General features: G+C 50.5%; 21 protein-coding genes. 8 read left to right on the plus strand and 13 right to left on the minus strand.

What is annotated here, in order from left to right:
* Positions 1–46: 46 nt before the first annotated feature.
* Positions 47–1,315 (minus strand): inorganic phosphate transporter, encoded by a 1,269-nt coding sequence (locus tag ACJ8W9_RS12255; RefSeq protein ID WP_411361190.1) that lies wholly within the window; start codon positions 1,313–1,315, stop codon positions 47–49.
* A 14-nt stretch (positions 1,316–1,329) separates the two neighbouring features.
* Positions 1,330–2,010 (minus strand): TIGR00153 family protein, encoded by a 681-nt coding sequence (locus tag ACJ8W9_RS12260; RefSeq protein WP_411360156.1) that lies wholly within the window; start codon positions 2,008–2,010, stop codon positions 1,330–1,332.
* A gap of 169 nt (positions 2,011–2,179) precedes the next feature.
* Here ACJ8W9_RS12260 and ACJ8W9_RS12265 point away from each other — a divergent pair, with 169 nt between their 5' ends.
* On the plus strand, positions 2,180–2,941 hold the full coding sequence (locus tag ACJ8W9_RS12265; RefSeq protein WP_411360155.1) for a TerC family protein: 762 nt from the start codon (positions 2,180–2,182) through the stop codon (positions 2,939–2,941).
* 27 nt (positions 2,942–2,968) lie between these two features.
* Here the strand turns inward: ACJ8W9_RS12265 and ACJ8W9_RS12270 are convergent, their stop codons facing one another.
* From ACJ8W9_RS12270 to ACJ8W9_RS12305, 8 genes are all read right to left on the minus strand, one after another.
* The gene (locus tag ACJ8W9_RS12270; RefSeq protein WP_411360154.1) at positions 2,969–3,769 is read right to left on the minus strand and encodes a YdiY family protein; all 801 of its coding nucleotides are present in this window, start codon (positions 3,767–3,769) and stop codon (positions 2,969–2,971) included.
* A 74-nt stretch (positions 3,770–3,843) separates the two neighbouring features.
* On the minus strand, positions 3,844–4,908 hold the full coding sequence (gene fba / locus ACJ8W9_RS12275; RefSeq protein ID WP_411360152.1) for a class II fructose-bisphosphate aldolase: 1,065 nt from the start codon (positions 4,906–4,908) through the stop codon (positions 3,844–3,846).
* A gap of 36 nt (positions 4,909–4,944) precedes the next feature.
* Complete coding sequence (locus ACJ8W9_RS12280; protein WP_411360150.1) at positions 4,945–6,129, minus strand: phosphoglycerate kinase; 1,185 nt, start codon at positions 6,127–6,129, stop codon at positions 4,945–4,947.
* 27 nt (positions 6,130–6,156) lie between these two features.
* Entirely contained in the window at positions 6,157–7,191 is a 1,035-nt protein-coding gene (gene epd, locus ACJ8W9_RS12285) for an erythrose-4-phosphate dehydrogenase (RefSeq protein ID WP_411360148.1), read from the minus strand.
* Entirely contained in the window at positions 7,188–9,200 is a 2,013-nt protein-coding gene (gene tkt, locus ACJ8W9_RS12290; protein ID WP_411361191.1) for a transketolase, read from the minus strand. The genes epd and tkt overlap by 4 nt, the downstream gene beginning before the upstream one ends.
* Before the next feature lie 78 nt (positions 9,201–9,278).
* On the minus strand, positions 9,279–10,427 hold the full coding sequence (gene metK, locus ACJ8W9_RS12295; RefSeq protein ID WP_411361192.1) for a methionine adenosyltransferase: 1,149 nt from the start codon (positions 10,425–10,427) through the stop codon (positions 9,279–9,281).
* A gap of 94 nt (positions 10,428–10,521) precedes the next feature.
* Positions 10,522–11,577: an NAD(P)-dependent alcohol dehydrogenase gene (locus ACJ8W9_RS12300; protein WP_411361193.1), complete on the minus strand. Its 1,056-nt coding sequence runs from the start codon at positions 11,575–11,577 to the stop codon at positions 10,522–10,524.
* Between the two features lie 15 nt (positions 11,578–11,592).
* Positions 11,593–13,443 (minus strand): M1 family metallopeptidase, encoded by a 1,851-nt coding sequence (locus ACJ8W9_RS12305; protein WP_411361194.1) that lies wholly within the window; start codon positions 13,441–13,443, stop codon positions 11,593–11,595.
* 52 nt (positions 13,444–13,495) lie between these two features.
* Between ACJ8W9_RS12305 and ACJ8W9_RS12310 the strand changes: the two genes are divergently transcribed.
* The 4 genes from ACJ8W9_RS12310 to ruvX are packed head-to-tail and all read left to right on the plus strand — an operon-like array spanning position 13,496 to position 16,201.
* Complete coding sequence (locus tag ACJ8W9_RS12310) at positions 13,496–14,266, plus strand: 16S rRNA (uracil(1498)-N(3))-methyltransferase (RefSeq protein ID WP_411361195.1); 771 nt, start codon at positions 13,496–13,498, stop codon at positions 14,264–14,266.
* A 4-nt stretch (positions 14,267–14,270) separates the two neighbouring features.
* Positions 14,271–15,215 carry a glutathione synthase gene (gshB, locus tag ACJ8W9_RS12315; RefSeq protein WP_411360135.1) on the plus strand — a complete coding sequence of 315 codons (945 nt, stop codon included), beginning with the start codon at positions 14,271–14,273 and terminating at the stop codon, positions 15,213–15,215.
* 6 nt (positions 15,216–15,221) lie between these two features.
* On the plus strand, positions 15,222–15,788 hold the full coding sequence (locus tag ACJ8W9_RS12320) for a YqgE/AlgH family protein (RefSeq protein ID WP_411361196.1): 567 nt from the start codon (positions 15,222–15,224) through the stop codon (positions 15,786–15,788).
* The gene (ruvX, locus tag ACJ8W9_RS12325) at positions 15,785–16,201 is read left to right on the plus strand and encodes a Holliday junction resolvase RuvX (protein ID WP_411360130.1); all 417 of its coding nucleotides are present in this window, start codon (positions 15,785–15,787) and stop codon (positions 16,199–16,201) included. Before ACJ8W9_RS12320 ends, ruvX begins: the two co-directional genes overlap by 4 nt.
* Here ruvX and ACJ8W9_RS12330 read toward each other — a convergent pair.
* Complete coding sequence (locus ACJ8W9_RS12330; RefSeq protein ID WP_411360128.1) at positions 16,196–17,581, minus strand: PhoH family protein; 1,386 nt, start codon at positions 17,579–17,581, stop codon at positions 16,196–16,198. The two genes, ruvX and ACJ8W9_RS12330, sit on opposite strands and share 6 nt — an antisense overlap.
* Before the next feature lie 172 nt (positions 17,582–17,753).
* Here ACJ8W9_RS12330 and ACJ8W9_RS12335 point away from each other — a divergent pair, with 172 nt between their 5' ends.
* On the plus strand, positions 17,754–20,423 hold the full coding sequence (locus ACJ8W9_RS12335) for an SNF2-related protein (RefSeq protein WP_411360126.1): 2,670 nt from the start codon (positions 17,754–17,756) through the stop codon (positions 20,421–20,423).
* Positions 20,420–21,076 carry a pseudouridine synthase gene (locus ACJ8W9_RS12340; protein ID WP_034733044.1) on the plus strand — a complete coding sequence of 219 codons (657 nt, stop codon included), beginning with the start codon at positions 20,420–20,422 and terminating at the stop codon, positions 21,074–21,076. The genes ACJ8W9_RS12335 and ACJ8W9_RS12340 overlap by 4 nt, the downstream gene beginning before the upstream one ends.
* Here ACJ8W9_RS12340 and djlA read toward each other — a convergent pair.
* The gene (djlA, locus tag ACJ8W9_RS12345; RefSeq protein WP_411360123.1) at positions 21,048–21,839 is read right to left on the minus strand and encodes a co-chaperone DjlA; all 792 of its coding nucleotides are present in this window, start codon (positions 21,837–21,839) and stop codon (positions 21,048–21,050) included. The genes ACJ8W9_RS12340 and djlA overlap by 29 nt on opposite strands.
* 10 nt (positions 21,840–21,849) lie before the next feature.
* Positions 21,850–22,857: an aminoglycoside phosphotransferase family protein gene (locus ACJ8W9_RS12350; RefSeq protein WP_411360121.1), complete on the minus strand. Its 1,008-nt coding sequence runs from the start codon at positions 22,855–22,857 to the stop codon at positions 21,850–21,852.
* 90 nt (positions 22,858–22,947) lie between these two features.
* On the opposite strand from ACJ8W9_RS12350, the gene ACJ8W9_RS12355 reads away from it, so the two are divergent.
* Positions 22,948–25,227: an LPS-assembly protein LptD gene (locus ACJ8W9_RS12355; RefSeq protein ID WP_411360119.1), complete on the plus strand. Its 2,280-nt coding sequence runs from the start codon at positions 22,948–22,950 to the stop codon at positions 25,225–25,227.
* Positions 25,228–25,232 lie beyond the last annotated feature (5 nt).

The raw sequence follows: 25,232 nt of genomic DNA on the forward strand, positions 1-25,232 counted from the left end.
ACCGAAGTCGCCTTTTCACTATGTCACAATGATGTCGCAGTCTTCTTTAAACGCCGAATGCGGCCTTGATAATAAAGAAGAAGATAATCGACATGATTGCGCCAGCAGGTAAAGTAACCACCCACGACACCACAATATTGCGCACCACACCCAAGTTTAATGCGGCGATACCACGTGCCATACCAACACCCAATACTGCACCAACAAGCGTCTGTGTAGTTGAAATCGGCAAGCCAGTACCAGAAGCGATAACAACTGTTGAAGCTGCCGCCAATTCTGCCGCGAAACCGCGGCTTGGTGTTAAGTGGGTAATGCCTTTACCAATGGTTGCGATAACGCGCTTACCAAGCATAGCTAGACCCAGCACGATACCGAATGCACCGACTGGAAGTACCCACCAAGCAAGTTGCGCTTTGCTGGCAATTTCACCACCGCTGTTGACCACACTTACCACTGCAGCAAGCGGCCCAATCGCATTGGCAACATCGTTTGAACCATGCGCAAATGCCATGGCACAAGCTGTGACTACCATCAAAATAGCAAATACTTTTTCAACGTTGGTGTAATGCATGTCTTTGTCGGCTGACGGATCGAACTTGAGACGACCGATCATAATTTTACCCAGAACACCCACCACTGCTGCGACTGCAAATGCTAATGCAAAACCCTCAAAGGTGGTGAATTGGATACCGACGTGCTTTAAGCCTTTTTTAATCGTCACCAAGGCAATCACGAAACCCGTCAACGCCATGTAAAAAGGAACATAACGCTTGGCACTCGCTAACGGATTTTCAGAATCGAAGATCAGCTTTTGCGCACTAATAAAAACAAAATACGCGAGTAGACCGGCAATCATCGGAGTAATAACCCAACTACCGACAATACCTAGCACCTTCGACCATTCAACGGCTTCTGGACTCACACCCACAGCGGCAAAACCGACGATTGCACCAATGATTGAGTGGGTCGTCGATACCGGCCACCCCAAATAAGAAGCAATCAGTAACCAAAAGCCTGCCGCCAACAAGGAGCCAATCATACCGAATACAAGCAATTCAGGCGTATCAACAAAGAAAGCGGAATCAATAATACCTTTGCGAATGGTTGAGGTGACCTCACCACCGGCTAAGTAGGCACCGGCGAATTCGAAGATCATTGCAACAACGATGGCTTGTTTAATAGTCAGTGCTTTGGCACCGACCGAGGTGCCCATGGCATTGGCAACGTCATTGGCACCGATACCCCAAGCCATAAAAAATGCGAAGGCAGCAGCCAACACGATGAGGGTCATGTTATACGTAGAAATAATATCCATGATGAATCTCCGCCTTAGACTCGTGCAAGCATGAGTTCAAACCGCGCGCCTACGCGCTCGGCTAGGTCCGCGAGATCACCGACCCAATCTAAAATTTGATACAAGAACATGGCGTCTAACGGATTTAGGTCCGTCTCGATTTGACGCAACTGGCGACGCAATTTTACTTGTAGTGCGTCAGTATCTTGCTCAATACTATCCAGCTCAGAAATAAGACTATCAACAATCTTCCGCTCGCGGCCTTTAAAGCCGACTTCAAGCAAGTCGTCAAATTCACCGATGGTTTCTTTAGCTTTATCGGTGGCGTCTAAACAACGCTGGAGATAAGCATCAAAGCCTTCCACCAAAGCCGCTGGGATTTGCAATTCGCGGCCAGTGATGAGACCTGAAATATCCTTCGCTTTGTTGGCAATGCGATCTTGCTGCGACACTAACTCTAACAAGTCGGTGCGCTCAACCGGCATAAACAAACCACCAGGTAGGTTCAAACGAATTTCACGTTTGAGTTCATCCGCCGCGCGTTCTTTACTAACGATGGTGCGACGATGCTCTTCGGCTTCATCCCAATTGGCGGCGTACACTGCTTGAAAGAAAGGTTTTAAGGTCATGGCACAATCGTGCACTTGTTCGATATGCTCGATCATAGGTTTGATCGGAGACTTCGCAAACATTCCAAGAAATGAGTTTGCAGACATAAAAGTTCGCCTTTGTTGCTGCGTTAAGAGTCAATCTTGCCCGAATGGATCGGTTGCGCGCATACTAGCTAAAAGCATCGCGATGCGCAAAAAAAATAATTCCGCATTGTTATTGCGGAATATCCTGTTTATTTTAAATCATTAACTCCACATTGTAAGTGACTCATTTATGTTTGAATGGATATTTTTACCCGAAGCTTGGATAGCACTCGCCACTCTAACTGCCTTAGAGATAGTCCTAGGTATTGATAACATTATCTTTATTTCGATACTGGTGGGCCGCCTACCGGAACATCAACGGCAGAAAGCACGACAAATTGGCTTACTGTTGGCAATGGGTATGCGCATTGCGTTACTGCTGAGTATCGTTTGGGTAATGGGCCTCACCGATCCTCTGTTCGGGGTTTTGGGCTACCAATTCTCGGGGCGTGACCTGATTTTATTCTTTGGCGGTTTGTTTTTGCTTGGCAAAAGCACACTCGAGATACATCACAGCCTTGAAGGCGCCCATGAACAAAAGAGTGCAGGTAAAGCAGCCACCTTCGGCGCTATTATCACGCAAATAGCGGTCATTGATATCGTCTTCTCGCTCGATTCAGTGATAACGGCCGTGGGCTTGGTTGATTATGTAGCGGTGATGATTATTGCCGTAGTTGTGGCCGTGTTAGTGATGATGGTAGCGGCAAAAGCCATCGGTGACTTTGTCGACCGTCACCCAACCATCAAGATGTTGGCACTCAGCTTCTTAATTTTGATCGGCTTTACGTTGATGGGAGAAGGCTTGGGCTTCCATGTGCCCAAAGGTTACGTCTACTTCGCGATGGCGTTCTCGCTCATTGTCGAACTGCTAAATATCAAGATCCGTAAACGTAATGAGCCAGTACAATTGAAAAAGCGGATTGAAGACGCGTCGTCTGACAATCCGCTTTAAATCTTATAAGAGATAGAAGCTCGGTAATTAGAAACTGTAAACCAAGGTTACGGCTGTTTCGGTATCGAGCTTTTCTTTCGTCGAATCTTCAAGAAACGAGTTGTGGTTAGCAGCCACTGAAAATTTCAGTGCCAGCGAGCTATTCACGTTGGCGGAAATCGATAACTCCGCACGTGATTTGGTATTATCTTGGCCCACTTCGCTTGACGCTAACGCATTAAACTTAGACGTTTCAGTGATTTCCCAAACCAAGTTACCTGCCACACGTAAAATTCCGCTACTCTCTTGCTCTTGTACCACACCGTTGACGATCGGCTTGTTGACTGAATAACCAGGACCCACTTCATAGTCCGCAAACAATGCTGGACTGTAGCGATAGCGCGCACCATAACCCACAGCTACTGTTCCTTGGTAGTCATAACCACTGAACTTATCTTCTTCGTAGGAGCCGAAAACAAATAGTGACGAGCGACTCTCAGGGCTAAATTTGTAGTTTGACTGCGCCGACATGAACAAACGATCGCCAGTGGTGAAGCTTTCACCTGTGCCTTGGTCTTCTTGCTCTGAACGATAGTAATCAATGATGCCTTTGTGACGCCAGTTCTCGTAGTCACGCGCGGCGCTCAACTTGGTTTTGAAGGTTTCAGTTTCGGTGTTACCCGAGGTGAAGAGGAGGCCGAGCTCTGCCGATGCATCCCAATCTTTCTTTTCTTCCGTGTCTAAATCATTGGCGTCATCGTACATAAATATAGACGCTTGCGCATACGCACTTGGCATTCCAAGGCAGGCAAAAATCGCCAATGCTGGCAAAGTCTTTTTGAAGTCCACAATTACCTCGTCTTTTCCGCTATCCCACATTACTTTTCAGTATAACGTGGGATAGCAGGTAAAAAGAACCCCGATTAGTTCACTTTAGCGTCTAATTCGCCCGCTTCGTAGCGTTTGAACATGGCTTCTAGTGAAAGTGGTTTGATTTTATGGGCTTGTCCCGCGCTACCAAAGGCTTCGAAGCGTGCTTTACAGATGTCGTACATGGCATCTGTTGAAGCTTGTAAAAACTTACGCGGATCGAAGTTGCTCGGATTTTGTTGCAGATGACGACGCACAGCACCGGTAGAGGCTAAACGTAGATCAGTATCGATGTTGACCTTACGTACGCCGTGTTTGATGCCTTCAGCAATTTGTTCCACGGGCACACCATAGGTTTCTGGAATCTCACCTCCGAACTCGTTGATGACTTTCAACCATTCTTGCGGCACTGAAGACGAACCGTGCATGACTAGGTGGGTGGTTGGAATCCGTTTGTGGATCTCTTTAATGCGGTCAATCGCCAAAATATCGCCGGTTGGCGGGCGGCTGAACTTGTACGCGCCGTGCGAGGTACCACACGCAATCGCTAATGCATCAACGTTGGTTGCTTTGACAAACTGTGCAGCTTCTTCTGGGTCGGTCAGTAACTGGTCATGGCTCAGTTTACCTGCAGCGCCAACACCGTCTTCTTCACCGGCTTCGCCAGTTTCAAGCGAACCTAACACACCTAACTCGCCCTCTACAGATACACCACAAGCGTGTGCCATCGCCACAGCCGTCTGCGTTACCTTCACGTTGTAATCATAGTCAGCTGGCGTCTTGCCGTCTTCTTGTAGCGACCCATCCATCATCACCGAGCTGAAGCCTAGTTGAATCGAACGTTGGCAAATCGCCGGAGAGGTTCCGTGGTCTTGGTGCATGACCACTGGAATATGCGGCCATTCTTCGATAGCAGCCAAAATGAGGTGGCGCAAGAACGGTGCACCAGCATAGCTGCGTGCACCTGCAGAAGCTTGCACGATGACGGGGCTGTCGCAGGCATCCGCTGCTTCCATGATGGCGCGCATTTGCTCGAGGTTGTTCACGTTAAAAGCGGGTACACCGTAACCTTGCTCAGCAGCATGGTCGAGTAGTTGGCGCAATGAAATTAAAGCCATGGTTGATCTCCTGATGTTTATTTTGTCTGGCTACGCTTAGCCATTCTCTGCGCGTTCTTCCAGAATCGCGACAGCTGGTAATTGCTTACCCTCTAAAAACTCTAAAAAGGCACCGCCACCGGTAGAAATATAGCTGATTTGGTCAGCAATGCCGTACTTGTCAATCGCTGCTAAAGTGTCACCACCGCCGGCAATCGAGAATGCGGGGCTGGCGGCAATGGCTTTGGCTAACACTTCTGTGCCGTGGCCAAACTGATCAAATTCAAACACGCCCACCGGACCATTCCATACAATAGTCCCTGCACTTTGCAGAATTTTTGCAAAAGCTTCAGCAGTGTCTGGACCAATGTCAAAAATCATATCATCGCTGGCAACCGCACTCACCTGCTTGGTTTCAGCTTGCGCTTCGGCGCTAAATTCCTTGCCGGTTACCACATCCGTCGGCAACGGAATATCGCCGCCTTTGGCTTGCGCTGCGGCCACTAAGCGTTTTGCTTCTGCGGTCAAGTCGGCTTCATAGAGTGACTTACCAACATCGTGCCCAGTAGCAGCGATAAAGGTATTGGCGATACCACCGCCAACGATGAGTTGATCGACCACAGCAGACAATGATTCTAGCACTGTGAGTTTGGTTGATACTTTAGAACCACCGACGATAGCGACCAATGGACGTGCTGGATTAGCCAGTGCTTTACCTAAAGCGTCAAGCTCAGCCGCGAGTAGCGGACCCGCGCAAGCGACGTCAGCATATTTGGCAACACCGTGCGTCGAAGCTTGGGCACGATGGGCTGTACCAAAGGCGTCCATCACAAAAACATCACACAATGCCGCAAGTTGTTGCGCCAGCGCATCATCATTTTTCTTTTCACCTGGGTTAAAGCGCACGTTCTCAAACACGACCACTTCATTGGCCGCAACCTCGACCCCAGCAAGGTAGTCTTTTGCCAAACGAACTGGCACATCGAGTGCTTCATTTAAGTAGTCGACCACCGGTTGTAGCGAGAATTCGTCAGCGTAAACACCTTCCTCTGGGCGTCCAAGATGCGACATCACCATTACTCTAGCGCCAGCATCAAGCGCTTGTTTAAGGGTCGGAATGGCGGCTTTTAGACGCGCATCTGAGCTTACTTTACCGTCTTTGATCGGTACGTTGAGATCTTCACGAATCAATACACGCAAACCGTTTAAATCAAGATCATCCATGGTAATGACGTCAGCCATGCTTATTCCTCTCACTTCATTTTCGGGTTAACTGTTCTGGTAGTGACGAATCATCACTTGCGCCGTATCAAGCATACGGTTGGCAAAGCCCCATTCGTTATCACACCAACAAAGTACTTTGATTAAATGCTTATCAGCAACGCGCGTTTGGGTGCCATCAACAATACTTGAGCGCGGATCGTGGTTGAAATCGATCGACACCAAAGGCTCATCGGTATAACCCAATATCTGTGCCAGTTTACCTCGCGCAGCTTGTGCCAAAACGTCGTTTACGCGAGCAATCGAAACTTCGGCAGTGACCGTCACACTGATATCCATAGCGGTGACATTGGTCGTCGGTACGCGCACCTGAATGGCTTCAAATTTACCAGCGAAATGCGGCATGATGCGTTCAATCCCACGCGCCAGCCGGGTGTCGACTGGAATAATTGAGCGGCCTGCGGCACGCGCCAGACGCGGATCTTTGTGATACGCATCGATCACCTGCTGATCATGCATCGCCGCGTGAATCGTCGTAATCGCACCGCTTTTGATGCCAAATGCTTGGTCCAGCACCTGCAATACGGGCACACTGCAGTTGGTCGTGCACGAACCGTTCGAAACGATACGATGCTGCGAGTTCAGTTGCTCGGTATTGACGCCAAAGATTGCAGTGAAATCGACATCTGGCGCGCCTGGGTGCGAAAACAACACGCCCGGTACGCCAAGCGCCTGATAGTGTTCGCCATCTTCTCGCGTACCGTGCACTCCGGTGCAATCGAGCACCATATCGAGCTGTAAATCCTGCCACGGCAAGTCCGTCACTTGCGACTGTGCCGAGATGCGAATCACATCATCACCGACTTGCAAGGTATGCTCGTCGGCAGTGGTCACGGGCTGCTGAAAGCGCCCGTGACTGGTATCGTACTTGAGTAAGTGCGCCATTGACGCAACTGGGGCGAGCTCGTTGATTGCAACGATTTCAACTTGGTCGCGATAGCCGCGCTCGTACAATGCGCGCAGCACACTGCGACCAATACGACCAAAGCCGTTTAAAGCAATCCGCGCGCGCGCTTGACTCATTCGCCCAGTAACTCCTCTGCTACTGCAACGACATTCTCGGTGGTGAAGCCGAAGTGTTTAAATAAGTCGCCAGCTGGAGCTGATTCACCAAAGCTGTGCATACCCATGATGCGACCTTGGAGGCCCACATACTTGTACCAGTAATCCGCGATGCCGGCTTCGACCGCAATACGTTTGGTGACGCTGCTCGGCAGGACTTGTTCACGGTAGGCTTTATCTTGCACATCGAATACATCGGTGGCTGGCATCGACACCACGCGCACCTGCTTACCATTGGCCTGCAAGGTCTTCGCTGCAGAAACCGCAAGCGCAACTTCGGAACCGGTAGCAATGAAAATTAACTCAGGCGTTTCGGCACAGTCGAGCAACACGTAGCCACCACGCGCAATATTCGCTAATTGCTCGCTGTCGCGGCTTTGTTGCGCCAGATTTTGGCGGCTAAAGATTAATGCCGTAGGGCCGTCTTTGCGCTCGATGGCAGCTTTCCAAGCTACCGCTGATTCCACTTGGTCACATGGGCGCCAAGTGCTCATATTAGGCGTGGTTCGCAAGCTCGCCATTTGCTCAACCGGCTGATGGGTTGGACCATCTTCACCTAAACCAATGGAGTCATGTGTGTAAACAAAAATACTGCGCTGCTTCATCAACGCCGCCATACGGACTGCATTGCGCGCGTATTCCATGAACATCAAGAAGGTTGCACCGTAAGGCACTAAACCGCCATGCAAGGCGATACCGTTCATAATGGCTGACATGCCGAATTCGCGCACGCCGTAATAAACATAGTTACCGCTGGCATCATCTGCAGTCACACCTTGACTACCCTGCCAAATGGTTAAGTTAGAACCGGCAAGGTCAGCTGAGCCACCCAGCAGTTCAGGTAATTTAGGACCATAGGCATTGAGCGCGTTTTGTGATGCTTTACGGCTGGCAATATCAGCCGGCTCCGCTTGCAGCTTTTCAATATAGGCTTGTGCGTGAGCCGCAAAGTCCGCCGGTAGATCGCCAGCTAAACGACGTTGCAATTCGCTTGCGAGTTCTGGGTGCGCAGCAGCATAAGCAGCGAAACGCTCGTTCCAAGCAGCTTCTGCTGTTGCGCCTTGTTCGCGCGCTGACCAAGCGGCATACACGTCATCTGGCACTTCAAATGCGCCATAGTTCCAGCCTAACTGTTCACGTGCAGCGGCAATTTCGTCGGCACCAAGAGGCGCACCGTGACAGCTCTCGGTACCCTGTTTGTTCGGCGCCCCGAAACCGATAATGGTTTTACAGATGATCAAAGTTGGCTTGCTGGTCTCGGCACGCGCAGCTTCGATGGCGGCTTTGATAGCTGCTGCATCGTGGCCGTCGACTTTTTCAATGACCTGCCAACCATAAGATTCAAAACGTTTCGCTGTATCGTCGGTAAACCAACCTTCGACTTCACCATCAATCGAAATGCCGTTGTCATCGTAGAACGCAATCAATTTACCCAGGCCGAGTGTGCCCGCCAGTGAGCAGACTTCATGCGAAATACCTTCCATCAAGCAGCCGTCGCCAAGGAAGGTATAGGTGTAGTGGTCGATAATGTCGTGTTGCGGACGGTTAAATTGCGCCGCGAGAATTTTCTCAGCTAACGCCATACCTACTGCGTTCGAGACGCCTTGGCCAAGCGGGCCAGTCGTGGTTTCAACGCCTGGTGTGTAACCATATTCTGGATGGCCTGGGGTTTTTGAGTGCAATTGACGGAAGTTTTTGAGTTCGTCGAGCGGTAAATCGTAGCCCGAAAGGTGCAGCAATGAGTAGATAAGCATCGACCCATGACCATTCGAGAGAACGAAGCGATCGCGGTCAGCCCATGCTGGGTTTTCAGGGTTATGTTTCAGGTAGTCGCGCCAAAGTACTTCGGCGATGTCTGCCATGCCCATAGGTGCCCCCGGATGACCCGAGTTAGCTTGTTGCACGGCATCCATGCTAAGCGCACGAATGGCGTTGGCTAGGTGCTTACGTTCTGAAACTGATGCTGTCATGTCAAAAACCCCGAATTGCTGCTAGAAATACGTTCAGATTGAGCGCGTATTGTCCACAATTCGGGGCTTCTAAGCAAATTAGATATCGCTACGTAAGGCTTCAGCTTTGTCAGTTTTCTCCCACGGGAAGCCATCACGACCAAAGTGGCCGTAAGCCGCCGTCGCACGATAAATCGGCCGTTCCAGGTCAAGCATCTTAATCAAGCCGTACGGACGTAGGTCAAAGTGCTTACGCACCAAAGCAATCAATCGCTCTTCGCTATATGGGCTGGTGCCGAAAGTTTCGATGCTAATCGAGGTCGGTTCGGCCACGCCAATTGCATAAGAAACCTGAATTTCACAACGCTCAGCCAGACCAGCAGCAACCAAGTTCTTCGCCACATAGCGGGCGGCATAAGCAGCACTGCGGTCTACTTTTGACGGGTCTTTACCAGAGAACGCGCCACCACCATGACGCGCCATACCACCGTAGGTATCGACGATGATCTTGCGTCCGGTTAAGCCGCAATCACCCATAGGGCCACCAATCACAAACTTACCTGTTGGATTAATAAACAAGCGCTCTTGGTTTGTCGGGAACCACTCGGCAGGAAGCACCGGCTTGATAATGGTTTCAATCACTGCTTCACGCAATTCAGCCTGGGAGATGCCTTCTGCATGCTGAGTTGATAACACCACGGTATCAATAGCTACCGGCTTGCCGTCTTCATAAACAAAGGTCAGCTGACTTTTGGCATCTGGCCGCAACCACGGCAAGGTGCCGTCTTTACGCACTTGCGCTTGACGTTCCATCAAACGGTGAGCGTAAGTGATGGGCGCTGGCATCAGCACATCGGTTTCGTTCGACGCATAGCCAAACATTAAGCCTTGGTCGCCTGCACCTTGCTCTTCCAGCGCTTCACGATCCACACCTTGATTAATATCAGGTGATTGCTTGCCGATAGCATTCAAAACCGCACAAGAGGCCCCGTCGAAGCCCATATCTGAATGGGTATAGCCGATGTCACGCACGGTATTGCGGGCAAGATCTTCAATATCAACCCAAGCACTAGTGGTCACTTCGCCACCCACCAACACCATGCCGGTTTTGACATAGGTTTCGCAAGCGACTCGGGCGCGTGGATCTTGTGCCAGAATGGCATCAAGAACTGCATCTGAAATTTGGTCTGCAATTTTATCAGGATGTCCCTCAGAAACAGATTCCGAGGTAAAAAGGTGCTTCGCCATAGTTTGTCGTCTCAAAATAGGGTTCTTACAAAAAAATTGGGCGTAGTTTAACGAAACCACGCCCATTTTTCCAGATTTAGACGTCTAAAAGTCTTTATTTCTGTTTAAGCGTTGCCATATCAATCACAAAGCGATATTTCACATCGCTCTTTAGCATGCGCTCGTAAGCTACGTTGATCTCGTCCATGGCGATCATCTCGATATCGGAAGTGATGCCATGCTCGGCGCAGAAATCAAGCATCTCTTGGGTTTCTGCGATGCCACCAATCAATGATCCAGCCAAGCTACGGCGTTTGGCGATCAAGTTAAATACGGCTGGTGAAGGGTGATGCTCAGCAGGTACACCAACCAAACACATAGTGCCATCAAGGCGCAATAACGACAGGTAGGCATCTAAATCGTGTGGTGCAGCGACTGTGTTGAGAATAAAGTCGAGTGAATTGGTCCACTCTTTAATCGCGTCTTCATCTTTAGAAATGACGACGTGATCGGCACCTAAACGTTTGCCATCGTCTACCTTGCCAGGCGAAGTGGTAAACAACACCACTTCAGCACCCATCGCACTGGCAAGTTTCACTGCCATGTGGCCAAGACCACCGAGACCAACTACACCGACTTTATGACCTTTAGTCACGCCCCAGTGGCGCAGCGGTGAATACGTGGTGATACCCGCACACAACAGCGGTGCAACACCGGCCAGCTCGAGTTTGTCCGAAACTTTTAAGACGAAGCCTTCTTTCACGGTAATGCGATTTGAATAGCCACCGAAGGTGACGCCGCCAAGGTGCTTGTCTTCGCCATTGTAGGTGCCAACAAAGCCATTTTCACAATACTGCTCATGACCTTCATCGCAGCTGTGACAATGACCACAGGAGTCGACCATACAACCGACACCCACAGTATCACCAACTTTAAACTTGCTGACTTTGCTGCCGACGCGGGTGACTTTACCCACAATTTCGTGGCCAGGTACGCAGGGAAATACGGTACCGCCCCATTCGTTGCGCGCTTGGTGTAAATCAGAATGGCAAACGCCACAGTACTCAATTTCTATTTCAACGTCTTCGGCAGTCGGGTCACGACGTTCGAATTCAAAGTATTCGAGTTCTTTATCGGCAGCCTGTGCTGCATAACCGATCGCTTGTGGCATAACCTACTCCTTGGGTTAATCGTTATCTGGGTACAACAGCGCTTCGTTCACGGTCTGCGTTAACGGGTGATAACCCGGCTTCGCTTGTTGATAAACTTCACGCGCCCATTTTAAATTGTCCGATGTCCGCGCTAATTCGCGATACAGCGGACTCACGAGCTTGTTGCGGCCAATCGTCAGCAAGTAGTTACGCAGACGATCCCGCGCTGGTTCATAATTTTTCACAATCGACAAACGCAGCCAAGCATGTGCTATCTCAGCATTTTGACTGGCTGTAAGACCATATTCCTTGTCTAATCGTTCCATATTCACACTCGATATATCGAGCGGCAAACTGTTGATAAAGTGCAGCCACTCATGGGTGGTCCAGTCAGCCGTCTGCAATTGTCCACCTTTAAGCCAGCGCTGCATTTGTTTTTCGACTTGCGCAAAAGCATCCGATTCGGGTTTGGGTGCATCGGCAGGAAGGCCTGGCTGGTGAATCCATTCATTGATTTTATCCATGCTTACCACGTTCGCATGCTTGGCGAGCAAGTTCCGCGCCAAATACTCTTTAAATTGCTTGGTTGAGATACTTTGGAAGGCAAAGTCATCAAAATACTGACGCAAAAACGCATCAAAGGTTTCGCGACCAAACTTTTCTTCCAAGTAGACTAAGAATAGTTGGCCTTTCACATAAGGCACATTCGAAAACACGTCATCGGGGTGACGTGTGCCAAGTTCGATATTCAAGACCGTGTCTTGTGGGGCGAGTCGCTGCATGTCTTCGAGCAAGTCTTGATAGCCTAGTGCCAGCTCCATTCGCGCCCGGCGCTCACCGAATAAAGCCTCCATGATGCGGTTCTCGACATAGCTGGTGAAGCCTTCATTGATCCACAAATCGCGCCAGCTTGCGTTGGTCACCAAATTACCTGACCACGAATGCGCCAATTCATGAGCGATCAAGTTGATCAAAGTACGATCACCCGAGACCACGGTTGGTGTGATAAACGACAGCCGCGGGTTTTCCATTCCGCCGTAGGGGAAACTAGGTGGCAACACCAACAAGTCGTAGCGGTCCCAGCGATAGGGTCCATACATTGCTTCGGTCGCGGTGATCATTGCTGGCGTGTCAGCCCACTCCCACACCGCGTCATCAATGATGTAAGACTCGGCAAATACCGCAACGTTATCGCTAATCGATTTCACTTCGAGATCACCGGCAGCAATCGCAATCAAATAAGGCGAAATTGGCTGTGGCATCGATAATTGATACTCACCGCTGCGCTCATCGCTCAAGCTGTTGTTGGCGCTCATCACCGCCAATAAGCCAGGCTCAGTATGGAGGGTTGCGTTGTAAGTTAAACGCAAAGCCGGTGTGTCTTGAATTGGAATCCAACTGCGCGAGTGAATCGGTTGCGACTGACTGAACATAAAAGGGTGTTCTTTACCCGCAGTTTGCTCTGGAGTCAGCCACTGTAAACCACTTGCAGTCGGCGCGGTGGCATAATGAATACGCACTTTTTCGGCGCTATCGCCAATACTGATGGTCAATTCCTGACCAAGGGTTTCATGCGTATCACCCAGCTGATAGGCCGTTTCTTGCCAAGCGTTATCAACCCATAGCTCGGTTTTTTCAATGGTCAGATCGCGGGTGTCTAAATGTAACGTGTCCGCATCGCCATGACGCACGAGATCATAGGTGGCGGTACCAACCAATTGTTTATTGTCGAAGTCGATGGTTAGATCGAGCTCTAAATGCGGCGTTGATACCTCATCTAATTTGGCATAGCTGTGTGCATCTTCCGCCCAAGCACCCTGGGTTGCAGTACTGGCAACTAAAGTGGCGGCGGTAGCCCACTGTAAGAACTGTTGCTTTATCGCCATGTCGGCTTTCCTTCTGATAAGATGTTGACATCAATTGTAATCGGAACATGTTATGCGAGTACCGCGAATTTATCATCCTTTCGACGAAAAAACTGCGTCCGCTGGCTGGTCCATCGGCCATCAACTAGAACTAGGCGACGACGCTGCAAATCATGTTGGTCGCGTGTTGCGTATGAATGTTGGACAAGCGCTCACACTGTTTAACGGTGACGGCCATGATTATGCCGCGAATATTGTGGCGGTCAGCAAAAAGAATGTGCTGGTGGAAATCACTGCGCAAGCGTTGAACAGCAGCGAGGCGCCGATCAAAATTCATCTAGGTCAGGGCGTTTCACGTGGCGATCGCATGGATTTCGTGTTGCAAAAGTCGGTCGAGCTCGGAGTGCACGAGATAACGCCATTATTTACCGAACGCTGTGGGGTCAAACTCAGCGGTGACCGGTTACTGAAAAAACAACAGCAATGGCAAAAAATTGTCATTGGGGCTTGCGAACAGAGTGGCCGCAGTTATGTGCCAGTAGTGCACACCCCAGTGCCGCTGCAACAGTGGCTGTGCGAGCTGCCTGCTGCACTGCGCTTGACGCTAGACCCCGAAGCGCAAGTGCCGCTGCGCGAGCAACAGCTCACTGGTGAGCACATTCAACTGCTCATAGGTCCTGAGGGAGGACTCACCGAGGCCGAGATTACAGCCGCAGCGACAGCTGACTTTCAGCCCGTGCGACTTGGCCCTCGCGTTTTACGCACAGAAACGGCAGCCCTTAGCGCATTGACTGCGGTACAATATCAATTCGGCGATTTAGCCACTGCAACTGGCAAGGAGTAAGTACATGAAACTAGCAATGATTATGGACCCGATGGCAACGGTTAAGACCTATAAGGACACCAGTTTCCGCCTGTTGCTCGAAGCCCAAGCTCAGGGGTATGAATGCTTTTATCTTGAGATGCAGGACTTATCATTGCAACAAGGTAAACCCATGGCGCGCGCACGACCTGTTACTGTGCGTGACCAAGCAGAAGATTTTTACACCTTTGGCGAAGTGGCTGAACAATCCCTAGCTGAGTTTGACGTCATTATGATGCGCAAAGATCCGCCATTCGATACCGAGTACGTGTATGCCACTTACATGCTTGAGTTAGCCGAACAAGCCGGTGCATTAGTGGTCAACAAGCCCCAAAGCTTGCGCGATTGCAACGAGAAACTGTTCACTGCTTGGTTTGCTGATTTAACGCCACCAACTATTGTCACCCGCCGCGCCGAGCAAATCCGTGCCTTTCACCAACAGCACCAAGATATCATCTTAAAGCCACTCGATGGTATGGGAGGCGCGTCGATTTTCCGCGTTCGTGAAGATGGCAATAACCTTGGTGTCATCATCGAAACCCTTACCGCGCACGGCACCCGTTACGCGATGATTCAGCGCTATTTGCCGGAAATCAAAGACGGAGACAAACGGATTCTGATTATCGATGGCGAGCCCATGCCCTATTCACTCGCACGCGTACCTTCAGCAGGTGAAACTCGAGGTAACCTCGCAGCAGGTGGTAGCGGGCGTCCACAACCACTGTCTGATAGTGACTGGGAGCTCGCCCGCCGGGTCGGTCCTGAATTGAAAAAGCGTGGCTTGTTGTTGGTGGGACTCGATGTCATTGGCGATCGTATCACTGAAATTAATGTAACGAGCCCCACTTGTATGCGCGAGATCGAGGCCGCATATGATATTAATATTGCCGCCAAATTGTTCGAAGCGATCGCGGCGCGACTTAAGGCTTAGAGGTTTATGGAAGCATTAACGAATTTACAGAACCACTTCTTAATCGCCATGCCGAGCATAGACGATCCGTTCTTTCAACGTTCGGTTACTTTTATCTGTGAGCACAACCAAGACGGTGCCATGGGCTTAGTCATCAATCAGCCGGTTGAAATGAACGTTGCCAATCTGTTGCAGCAGTTAGAAATTGTGGTGCCTGAACATTCGTCTATGTTTGATCAGCAAGTATTTGCTGGGGGTCCTTTGGCGCGCGACCGCGGTTTCGTTCTGCATGCACCCGCGGGCGACTGGCGCAGCTCTGCGAAATTAAGTGAGGAGCTGATGATCACCACCTCGAAAGATATTTTAGAGGCGATGGGCCGCGGCGATGCGCCTGAGAAATTTTTGCTCACCCTTGGCTACGCTGGCTGGGAAGCCGGTCAGCTAGAACAGGAGCTGGCAGAGAATAGCTGGCTGACCATTCCGGCTGATCCTGATATTTTATTTAATACTCCCGTGAACGAGCGCTGGCAAAAAGCCACTGAAAAACTTGGTTTTCATTCGTGGCAGCTGGGTCCTGAGGCCGGTCACGCATGAGCCAACTCTTAGGTTTTGATTTTGGCACGCACAATATCGGCGTCGCCGTCGGCCAGTCGATTACTGGCACGGCCTCTCCACTTGCCGCGTTAAAGGCAAAAGACGGCCAACCGGATTGGCTGGTGGTCGAAAAACTCATCAAGGAATGGCAGCCTAAGCTGCTAGTGGTGGGTTTGCCGTTAAATATGGATGGTTCGGAACAAGTACTGACCGATTTAGCGCGTAAATTTGCCAACCGCTTGCATGGGCGGTTTGGCTTACCTGTCGAGTTGCAAGATGAACGCCTCACCACGGTGGCGGCAAAAGAAGAATTGTTCGCTCGCGGTGGCTTCCGCGAGCTCAGCAAAGACAAGATTGATAGCGCGGCAGCCCAGCTTATTCTTGAAGACTACCTCGCCCACCATTCGCTATAGGTTCTCCTCAGCATATTGCGCTAACGAACTACGCACGACGCCATTTAAGTTCACCGTGGCACTGCCGGGATAATCCTTAAATCGTTCAACGATATAAGTGAGTCCCGAGGTCACCGCAGTTAGATAATAACTGTCGATTTGCGCCAAGTTGCCCGAACAGATAATTTTAGTACCCGTACCACAACGGGTAATGATGGTCTTTAACTGTGACGCGGTCAGGTTTTGTGATTCATCAAGCAAGACAATGGCATTTTGAATCGAGCGGCCACGCATAAAGTTCAGCGATTTAAACTGAATATTGGCCTTGTTCATTATGTAATTGAGGCTCGAATCCATGCTCTCATCATGTTTGTGCAACACTTCAAGCGAGTCGGTAATTGCCGCCAACCAAGGTGCCATTTTCTCTTCTTCAGTGCCGGGTAAATAACCGATGGACTCCGCGATTTCTGGCGTGTTGCGGGTCACGATAATCTTTTCGTAAATGCCCTGCTCGATGACCAGTTCTAACGCACTTGCCAGTGCCAACAAGGTTTTACCACTGCCCGCTGGGCCGGTCAGAATCACCAAGTCAATCGACGGATCAAGCAAGGCATTCATCGCCATCGCTTGATAAATATTTTTCGGATGAATGCCCCACGCGTGATAACTCATCATACGCTCAAATCCGAGGTCATGGAGGCGCACATGCGCGTCATCATAGCCGACGACTTTGGCAGCAAAATGCTCGGTGTCATCGATCAAATATTGATTACGAAACACCGATGGCAACACACTACGCTCCACTTCATGGAAGGTCTCTCGGCCCTCCTGCATGCTGGTCACTTCGCCTACGGTTTGCCAAAAATCGCCTTCTAGCTCGACAAAACCTTTGGATAGAAAACGAATATCATCAATCAATTGGTCGGTACGATAGTCTTCAACGAACTTCACCCCAGCACCTTTGGCCTTGAGGCGCATGTTGATGTCTTTGGTGACCAACACCACTTTTGCTGGCGCATGCTTTTTCTGCAGTTCGATCGCAGCTTGAATAATGCGGTGATCGTTCTCTGATAGGTTCAGCGCCGAATCTGTTTGTTTGAGCTGATAATCTGGAAAAATAGCCAAGGTGCCCTCAGCGTGATGCGCTCCCTGCATGCGACTCAGCGGCACACCAGCGATGATTTCTTCTGGGCTTGCATCTTTTAGCGCATCTTCAAGTGAACGAATCGCAACGCGCGCTTCACGACTGACATCTTTGTGGCGATCTTTGATGTTATCGAGCTCTTCGAGCACGACCATTGGGATGATAACGTTGTGTTCTTCAAAATTTAAAAAGGCAAGGGGTTCGTGAAGCAGAATGTTGGTGTCGAGCAGGTAATATTTAGGCGTAGTTTCGGGCATGCGTAACCTCAAGCTGTAGTGAAAATTTATTTTAATAATTCTGGCTTGGTCTACAGTTTTAAGACTAGCGCAGTTTTCATGAAAATGGTGTGAACATTGAAAAAAATTTCGCTACCATGTGCGACCTTTTTTGAAGACGCATCAAACGTCCGCAGTCGTAGAGGATGATGGCATGACAATTGAATCCACCGAGATTCCTGCAGTAGGTCAACGTTGGCTTAGTGAAACCGAGTTAGAGCAAGGTCTAGGCTTAATCACCCAAGTCGAAGGTCGACTGCTGAGTGTATTTTTTCCGGCGACCGATGAATTGCGCCAATATGCCCTTGCGCAAGCACCTCTGGCACGTTATCGCCTGCTTCCCGATGACCAAGGGCAGCACGCTGACGGCTGGGCATTTACCGTGCAACAGGTAGAAGTTCGCGCCGGCGGCGTCTACGTGTACCACGGTGAACGCGAAGACGATGGCAGTGCAGTGGTGGTGCCAGAAGCGCAACTGGCAGCACAGGTTGCCACTCATCACCCTTTAACTCGCCTGATGGCCGGCAAAGCAGACCGTCTCGACATGTATCGCTTGCGGCAACGGGCGCAAGTGCACCTGAAACGCTGGCAGCAGTCGCCGGTGGCAGGTTTACTCGGAGCGCGCGCACAATTGTTACCGCATCAGCTCTATATCGCCCATAGTGTCGCTGACCGGTTTCAGCCGCGGGTGTTACTGGCTGATGAAGTCGGCTTGGGCAAAACCATTGAAGCTGGACTTATTTTACAACGCCGACTGTTAACCGGTCGCGCCCAACGCGTATTAATTGCCGTGCCAGATGCGCTATGCCACCAATGGTTGGTCGAGCTTAGACGCCGCTTTGCCCTAGCCTTTAGTCTGTTTGACAGCGAACGCTGCGCCGAGGCACAAATCGATAGCGCCAATGTGTTTGAAACCGAGCAACTGGTGGTGATCCCGCAAAGCTTGTTGGACGAGGCGAATTGGTTTGAGCAACTATTGGCAGCTGAATTCGATACGCTGATCGTTGATGAGGCGCATCGCATTGCGCCGGCAACGCAACGATTTTCGCAACTCCAACAATTATGTGAAGCCATTGCTAGCGTATTGCTGCTGACAGCCACGCCAGAACAAGCTGGCCTCGATGGTCATTTCGCTCGGCTACAATTACTCGATCCTGACCGCTTTCATTCCTTTGCTGAGTTTCAGCAAGAGCAACAGGACTACCAGCAGCTCACCAAGCTTGCCACAGTGCTGGCCCGCGAAGGTGCGCATAAATTACTTGACCGCTTGCTCGATCACTACGGCACTGGCCGTTTGATGTTTCGCAATAGTCGTAGCCACATTGGCGGCTTCCCAGAGCGTATCTGCTTGCCGGTTGAACTCGAAGGCAGCGATGATTTTGCCGAGAAAGCGCAATGGCTCCAGCAATTACTGCGTGAGCACAAACAAGATAAATTCGTGCTCATTTGTCGCTCGTCGCTGACGGTGCAAGAACTCTACGATTATTTGCGCGTGCAACATGGTGTTCATGCAGCAGTATTCCACGAGGGCATGACCTTGCTCGAGCGCGATCGTGCTGCAGAGTACTTTGCCAGTCCCGAAGATGGCTGTCCGATCTTGCTGTGCTCTGAAATTGGTAGCGAGGGGCGTAATTTTCAGTTCACCCATCAGTTAGTGTTGTTTGATTTGCCTGATCACCCAGATCTCCTCGAGCAACGGATTGGCCGCTTAGATCGCCTTGGCCAGCGTCAAGCAGTACAAATCCATGTGCCTTACACGATCGATAGCCGTGATGCCTACCTATTTGAGTGGTATAGCGCGATGCAAGCGTTTTCCGCACCGAATCCGGTCGGCGCCATGCTGTATGATGAATTTCATCAGCAGCTGCAGCCCTTTTTAACCGGTGATTATCACGATGAGCTCGGCTTTGCTGAGCTGGTGGCGGCAACCGAAGAACGGGCCCAGCAACTCCGTGCACAAATCGAACAAGGCCGCGACCGTTTGCAGGAGCTCAACGCCTTTCGTCCGCAAGCGGCACAAGCAGTCATTGCTGCGATTCATAGCGCTGAGCAAGCAGACGAACTGCAAGACTTCATGCTCGAGTTTTGGGCACGCTTTGGCGTCGACTACGACGAATTAAACGCACATAGCGGTTGGTTGCGCCCGACCGAGCAAATGCGTATTCAATTGCCCGGCTTAGCTGAGGATGGCATTACCGTTACCTTCTCGCGCGACTACGCGCTGGATCACGAGCAGGTCGAGTTCTTATCGTGGGACCACCCACAAGTGCAACATGCGCTAGAAGTATTGAGTCAAGATAGTTTTGGTAGCACCAGCGTGGCATTGATGAAAAATAAAGCTCTCGCCGCTGGCACCTGGTTTGTCGAGTTGACCTTTAGTAGTCAACTCGTGACCAGCAGTGACTTGGTTGCCCATGAGTTCTATCCACACCACGCCATGCGCGTACTGCTTGATAGCCAAGGACGTGAGCTCACCGCACGCGTGAATGCCGGCGCCTTTGACAAGCAGTTACAGTTTATTGATAAAAAACAAGCGCGAGCACTTTTGCAGCAGTTGCGACCGCAAATTCAACAACTGATTACGCAGGCGTGGCAACCAGCGCAACAGCAACAACAGCAGTTGCTGGCGCAAGCACAAGCAAAGATCAGTGCTGAATTGGGTCAGCAGTTGCAACGCTTACATGAGCTAAAGCAGCGCAATCCTGCCGTCCGCGAAAGTGAAGTTGAGGCTTTGCAAGAGCGCCAGCAACGCTTGCTAAGCGCACTAGAACAGCCGCAGCTGCAGCTTGATAGTGCGCGTATCATTGTGAATATGCCGCAATGACCTTACGCGACTACCGCCCGCCCACCGAGCCCTACTTGCGCATCGTCTATCGCGACGAGGCTTTAGTAGTGGTAGATAAGCCTTCGGGGTTGTTGAGTGTGCCAGGTAAAGACCCCGCCCATCGCGATTCGGTATGGGCGCGGGTGACCCGAGTACTACCCACAGCGCGGATTGTGCATCGTTTGGATATGGCTACCTCGGGGCTGATTGTGTTGGCACTCAGTAAAACTGCACAAGCACATTTACAGCGCCAATTTGAACACCGTATTGTGCGCAAATACTATCGCGCACGAGTTGCTGGACAATTGCCAGCACAGCGCGGCAGCATTGAACTAGCGATGCGCTGCGACTGGCCGAACCGACCACGCCAAATGGTAGATTTAATTGCTGGGCGCGCCGCGCAAACGCGCTATGAAGTGGTGAACACAACAGCGGCTAACAGCGAGGTACTACTGTATCCGGTGACGGGACGTTCGCATCAGCTACGGGTGCACATGCAAATGCTCGGCACGCCCATTTTAGGCGATAAATTTTATGCCGATGCCGCCGCATATGCAGCGGCACCGCGATTGTTACTGCATGCTGAAGAAATTGGCTTTTTACATCCGCTGACCCAACAGCCGATTAACTTCCATTGCCCTGCTGACTTTTGATCAACTCATAAGCTGCTTGAATTTCCTGCGCTTTCTGTTGCGCTGATTCACGCATTTCGGGTGGCAAACCTTGCGCAGCAAGTTTGTCTGGGTGATGTTTTGCCATCAATTTGCGATACGCTTTTTTGACTTCTGCGGCGCTCGCCTGGCGACTCACACCCAAGACCGCATAAGCGTCGTCCAGTTGGTTAGCAGTATTGGCTTGTTGCCCTGCACGACTGCCACCGCCGCGAAAACGTTGACCGGCCTGTGCCATTTGCAGCCAAATATCGAGCTGCTCCCGACGAAAACCGAGCGCCTGAGTGATACGCAGCAGCACGTCATATTCGGCCTGCTCAAGCTTACCGTCGTGCAACGCCAGCACTAGCACCTGTTCGACAAAAAACTGCAGAATATCTCGGCGCCAAGCAACCTGACGCCGAAACGCTGAAACCTTCGCAACTAATGGATAATCGGCTTCTTTCCCCTCACGAAAAGCCACTTGCGCGCGCTCTCTGGCACTTTCATCGAGGCGCAAATGCTGCATCAACGCACTGACATAGTTGATGTCTTGCTCGGTGACACGCCCTTTGGATTTCGCCAAGTGACCCAGCACCGCAAATAATGTATCGGTGAATAGTTGCTGATTTAGCACACCACCACTTTGCATGGATTGCGCTAACGCTTTGTCAAACCAATGTCCAATTAGCACCCCAAGAAACACGCCGGGTAGACGCAACAACAGGTAACCAAAAAAGCCACCAAGCACTTTTCCCCAAATCATGAGGGCTCCTTTATTTCATTTTTTGCGCAGCTAACGCCGGCTGAATACGTTCAACCAACAGGCTTCTAAAATCGTCGAACTCCGAGTAGATCGCAGCAATATCGTGGAGATAGCCTAAATTTCGCGGAATATCTTGCAAATATCCAGGATTGCCATCACGCTCACAACGCCGCGCGAATAGGCCACTGACGTAGCTATGCCGCTGTAATCCCATTAAATCGAACCAGCGTCGCCAGGTGTCGGCTTCGACCTGCAAATCGCTACGTTGTTCACGTAAAAATGCAAAACAATCGCGCGCGAGTTGATCGACTTGGGTTTGCGGCCAGCGCACATAGCAATCGCGCAATAAACTCACTACATCATAAGTAATGGGGCCGACTGCGGCATGATGAAAGCCGGTATAGGCAAATTCATTGGCGCCTTGCACCAGAATATTGCGCGCATGAAATTTGCGATGCAAGCCTACTTGCGGCTGAGCTTCGGCATTTTCGACTAAGGTCTGGCAAAATTTTTGCCAGACCTTGATTTCTGTTGTGCTCAGCTGAACACCAAGATGCGCTTCCAACAACCAATCATGCATTAGCGCCAATTCGGCACGCAGCGCATCGCCGTCGAAGCGTGGCAAACGCCCCTGCTCGGTGGCATCCACTTGCATTAACTTGGCAAGGTCTGGAAATACGCGCGGATACCAGTCGGTAAGGTTTGCTTCACTAAGTTGACTCAAAAACAAGCTTGAGCCTAAATCTGAAATCAATAAAAATCCGCGAGTTTGATTCACCGCCACCAGTTCAGGTACAGGAATACCTTGCTCTGCGTAAGCATCAGCAACCGCCAGGTAGTCGGCAATCGTTGTCGCATCATTCATGGTGTCAATCGCAATAAGACTGCGTAAACCGTCGTGCACTCGGTAGTAACGCCACGGCCGAGCATCACCAAAAACTGGCTGCAAATCCTGCTGCGTTTGCCCCGTGACGGACTCGCACCAAGCTTGTAATTGCAGTTCTCGTTTATTTTCCACGCTTATTCCTCGCTCACAAATGGCAGGCAACGTAAATTTGCTTTATCATACCTGCCATACGAATAAGGACAAAGTTGAGTCAACACCCACATGCAGCATTTGACGCGAGGCGTTTGCTGGGGCATCGCCCTATTTTATCTAGCAAGCCCATCGACCTCGGCACAAACGACTGAAAATGCCCAATACTTAGCGCAGTGTCCTGTGCGCGCGCCTTTATTTCAAGTACAAGATCTGAAACCAATCGGTAATTTACCTGCCGGCGCTATTGGTGTGCGTGCTGATCAAGCCGATATTGACTCAGAAACTTCAATAGCGTCATTTCTTGGCGATGTGCAAGTCCAATTCAATGAACAATTCTTGATGACCGCCCAGGCAACTGTCAACCAAGCCAGCGGTAATATCAATGCCAGTGGAGCAACCCAATTCACTGATGGTTATGTGCAGGTTAAAAGCGAAAACTTTCGGCTCAACTCAGCCGAAAATCGTGCCTACCTTGCCGGCGCCTCCTATCAACTGATTGATAGCGGGGCCCATGGCCGTGCCGATATCCTGTCAATCTCTGAGCAGCAAGTGTTGCTAGCAGGGTCCACCTTCACCACTTGTCCGACCGAAGATCCAGCATGGCAATTGAGTGCCAGCGAGATCAGTATTAGCGAAAATGAGGCTTGGGGCGAAGCTTGGCATGCCAAGTTTGAGTTATTTGGGGTACCGGTTTTGTATGTGCCTTACATTAACTTCCCCATCACCGATGAGCGGAAAACTGGCTTTTTATTCCCTACGGTGCGGTCTTCTTCGAAAAACGGGTTCGAAGTCGAACTACCTTATTATATCAATATTGCGCCGAACCAAGACGCCACCATCACGCCGCGCTACATGGCTGAGCGAGGCCTGCAATTGAAGGGTGAATACCGCGTCTTAAGCGAAGGCGGTTTTGGCCAAGCAAATATTGCCTACCTTGATAACGATGATAGTTGGGAAACCGATGACTCACGTTTCTTATGGCGCCTGGAACATCGACAAAACTGGAGTCAACAGTGGCGTTCCTACGTCAACATTCTCGATATTAGCGATGACGATTACCTGAACGACTTCGGCAGTGATTTTGCCGGTCGTGCTGATGCACAGCTGTATCGCCATGCTCGCATCGACTACCTGACTGATGATTGGCAAGTGATGTTGCGTGCCGAAGACTTCGAATTGTTAGGTGACTTTCGCTCGCCCTATCGTACGGTGCCGCAAATCACCAGCTATGCACAATGGCAAACCATGCATGAGGTGGACTTCGCGCTTGCTTCTGAACTCACCCATTTTCGTAATCAAGATATCAGCGATGATTATGCGACACGTTTTTACGTAGAACCCAAAATGACGGTGCAAATCGAAGAGCCTGCTTACGACTGGCTGACTGAACTAAGTTACAGCTACACCTATTACGATCAATCATCACCGCTCAGTGAGTTAGCGGATAACCCAAGTCGCGGCTTGCCGCAGTTTCGTACCCGCGCACGACTCAACTTAGAACGCGACTTTGCTTGGCAAAACAGCGATTATCGCCAAGTTCTACAACCACAAATCCAGTACCTTTACGTACCTTATCGCAACCAATCCGACATCGGTATTTACGATTCCACCTTGATGCAAGATGACTATCAAGGCTTATTCCGCGCACGCCGGTTCTCTGGCCTTGACCGGATTGCCGATGCCAACCAAGTCACCATAGGTGCGTCGACCAGCATCTACAACGCCAGTGCCCGCGAATTATTGCGCTTTAGTGCGGGCCAGATTTACTACTTCGATGACAGTCGTGTGAGTTTGTTCGATGATTCAGCGCAAGTCTCCGATGATCGTTCTGACTTGGCGTTCGAAGGGCGTTTTCGCTTCGATGAAAATTGGTTTGTGAATGCTGCATTGCAATACGATATGGAGCAAAACAAGACGCGTAAAAGTCAAACAGCGGTGGAATACCGCATCGATGAACGCAACCTGATTCAATTCAGCCATCGCCAAGTGACAAATATTCTTGATGACGATATCGAACAATTAGGCATGCAAGCGGTCTATGAAGTGAATCAGCAATGGCAGGTTGCCAGTAACTGGTATTACGATTTACAACAGAAGCGTACCAACGACGCGCTTCTTGCGTTACAGTACAGCGATTGTTGCTGGGCAATTCGGGTCAGTGCGTATCGTCGCATTAACCGTAATCTAGAGTTCCAAGCATTTGACCCCATGCTCGGACAGCCAGAATTCGACAATGGGGTAAGCGTACAATTTATCATTAAAGGACTGGGCTCTGATAACGGCAACTTGTTCGAACTGATCGAACAAAGTTTGTTTGGTTATCGTCACCCGTTCTATTTAAGCAACTAGGTAGT

This window comes from Pseudidiomarina salilacus (genome assembly GCF_047323925.1).
GTDB classification, from domain to species: Bacteria; Pseudomonadota; Gammaproteobacteria; order Enterobacterales; family Alteromonadaceae; genus Pseudidiomarina; species Pseudidiomarina salilacus.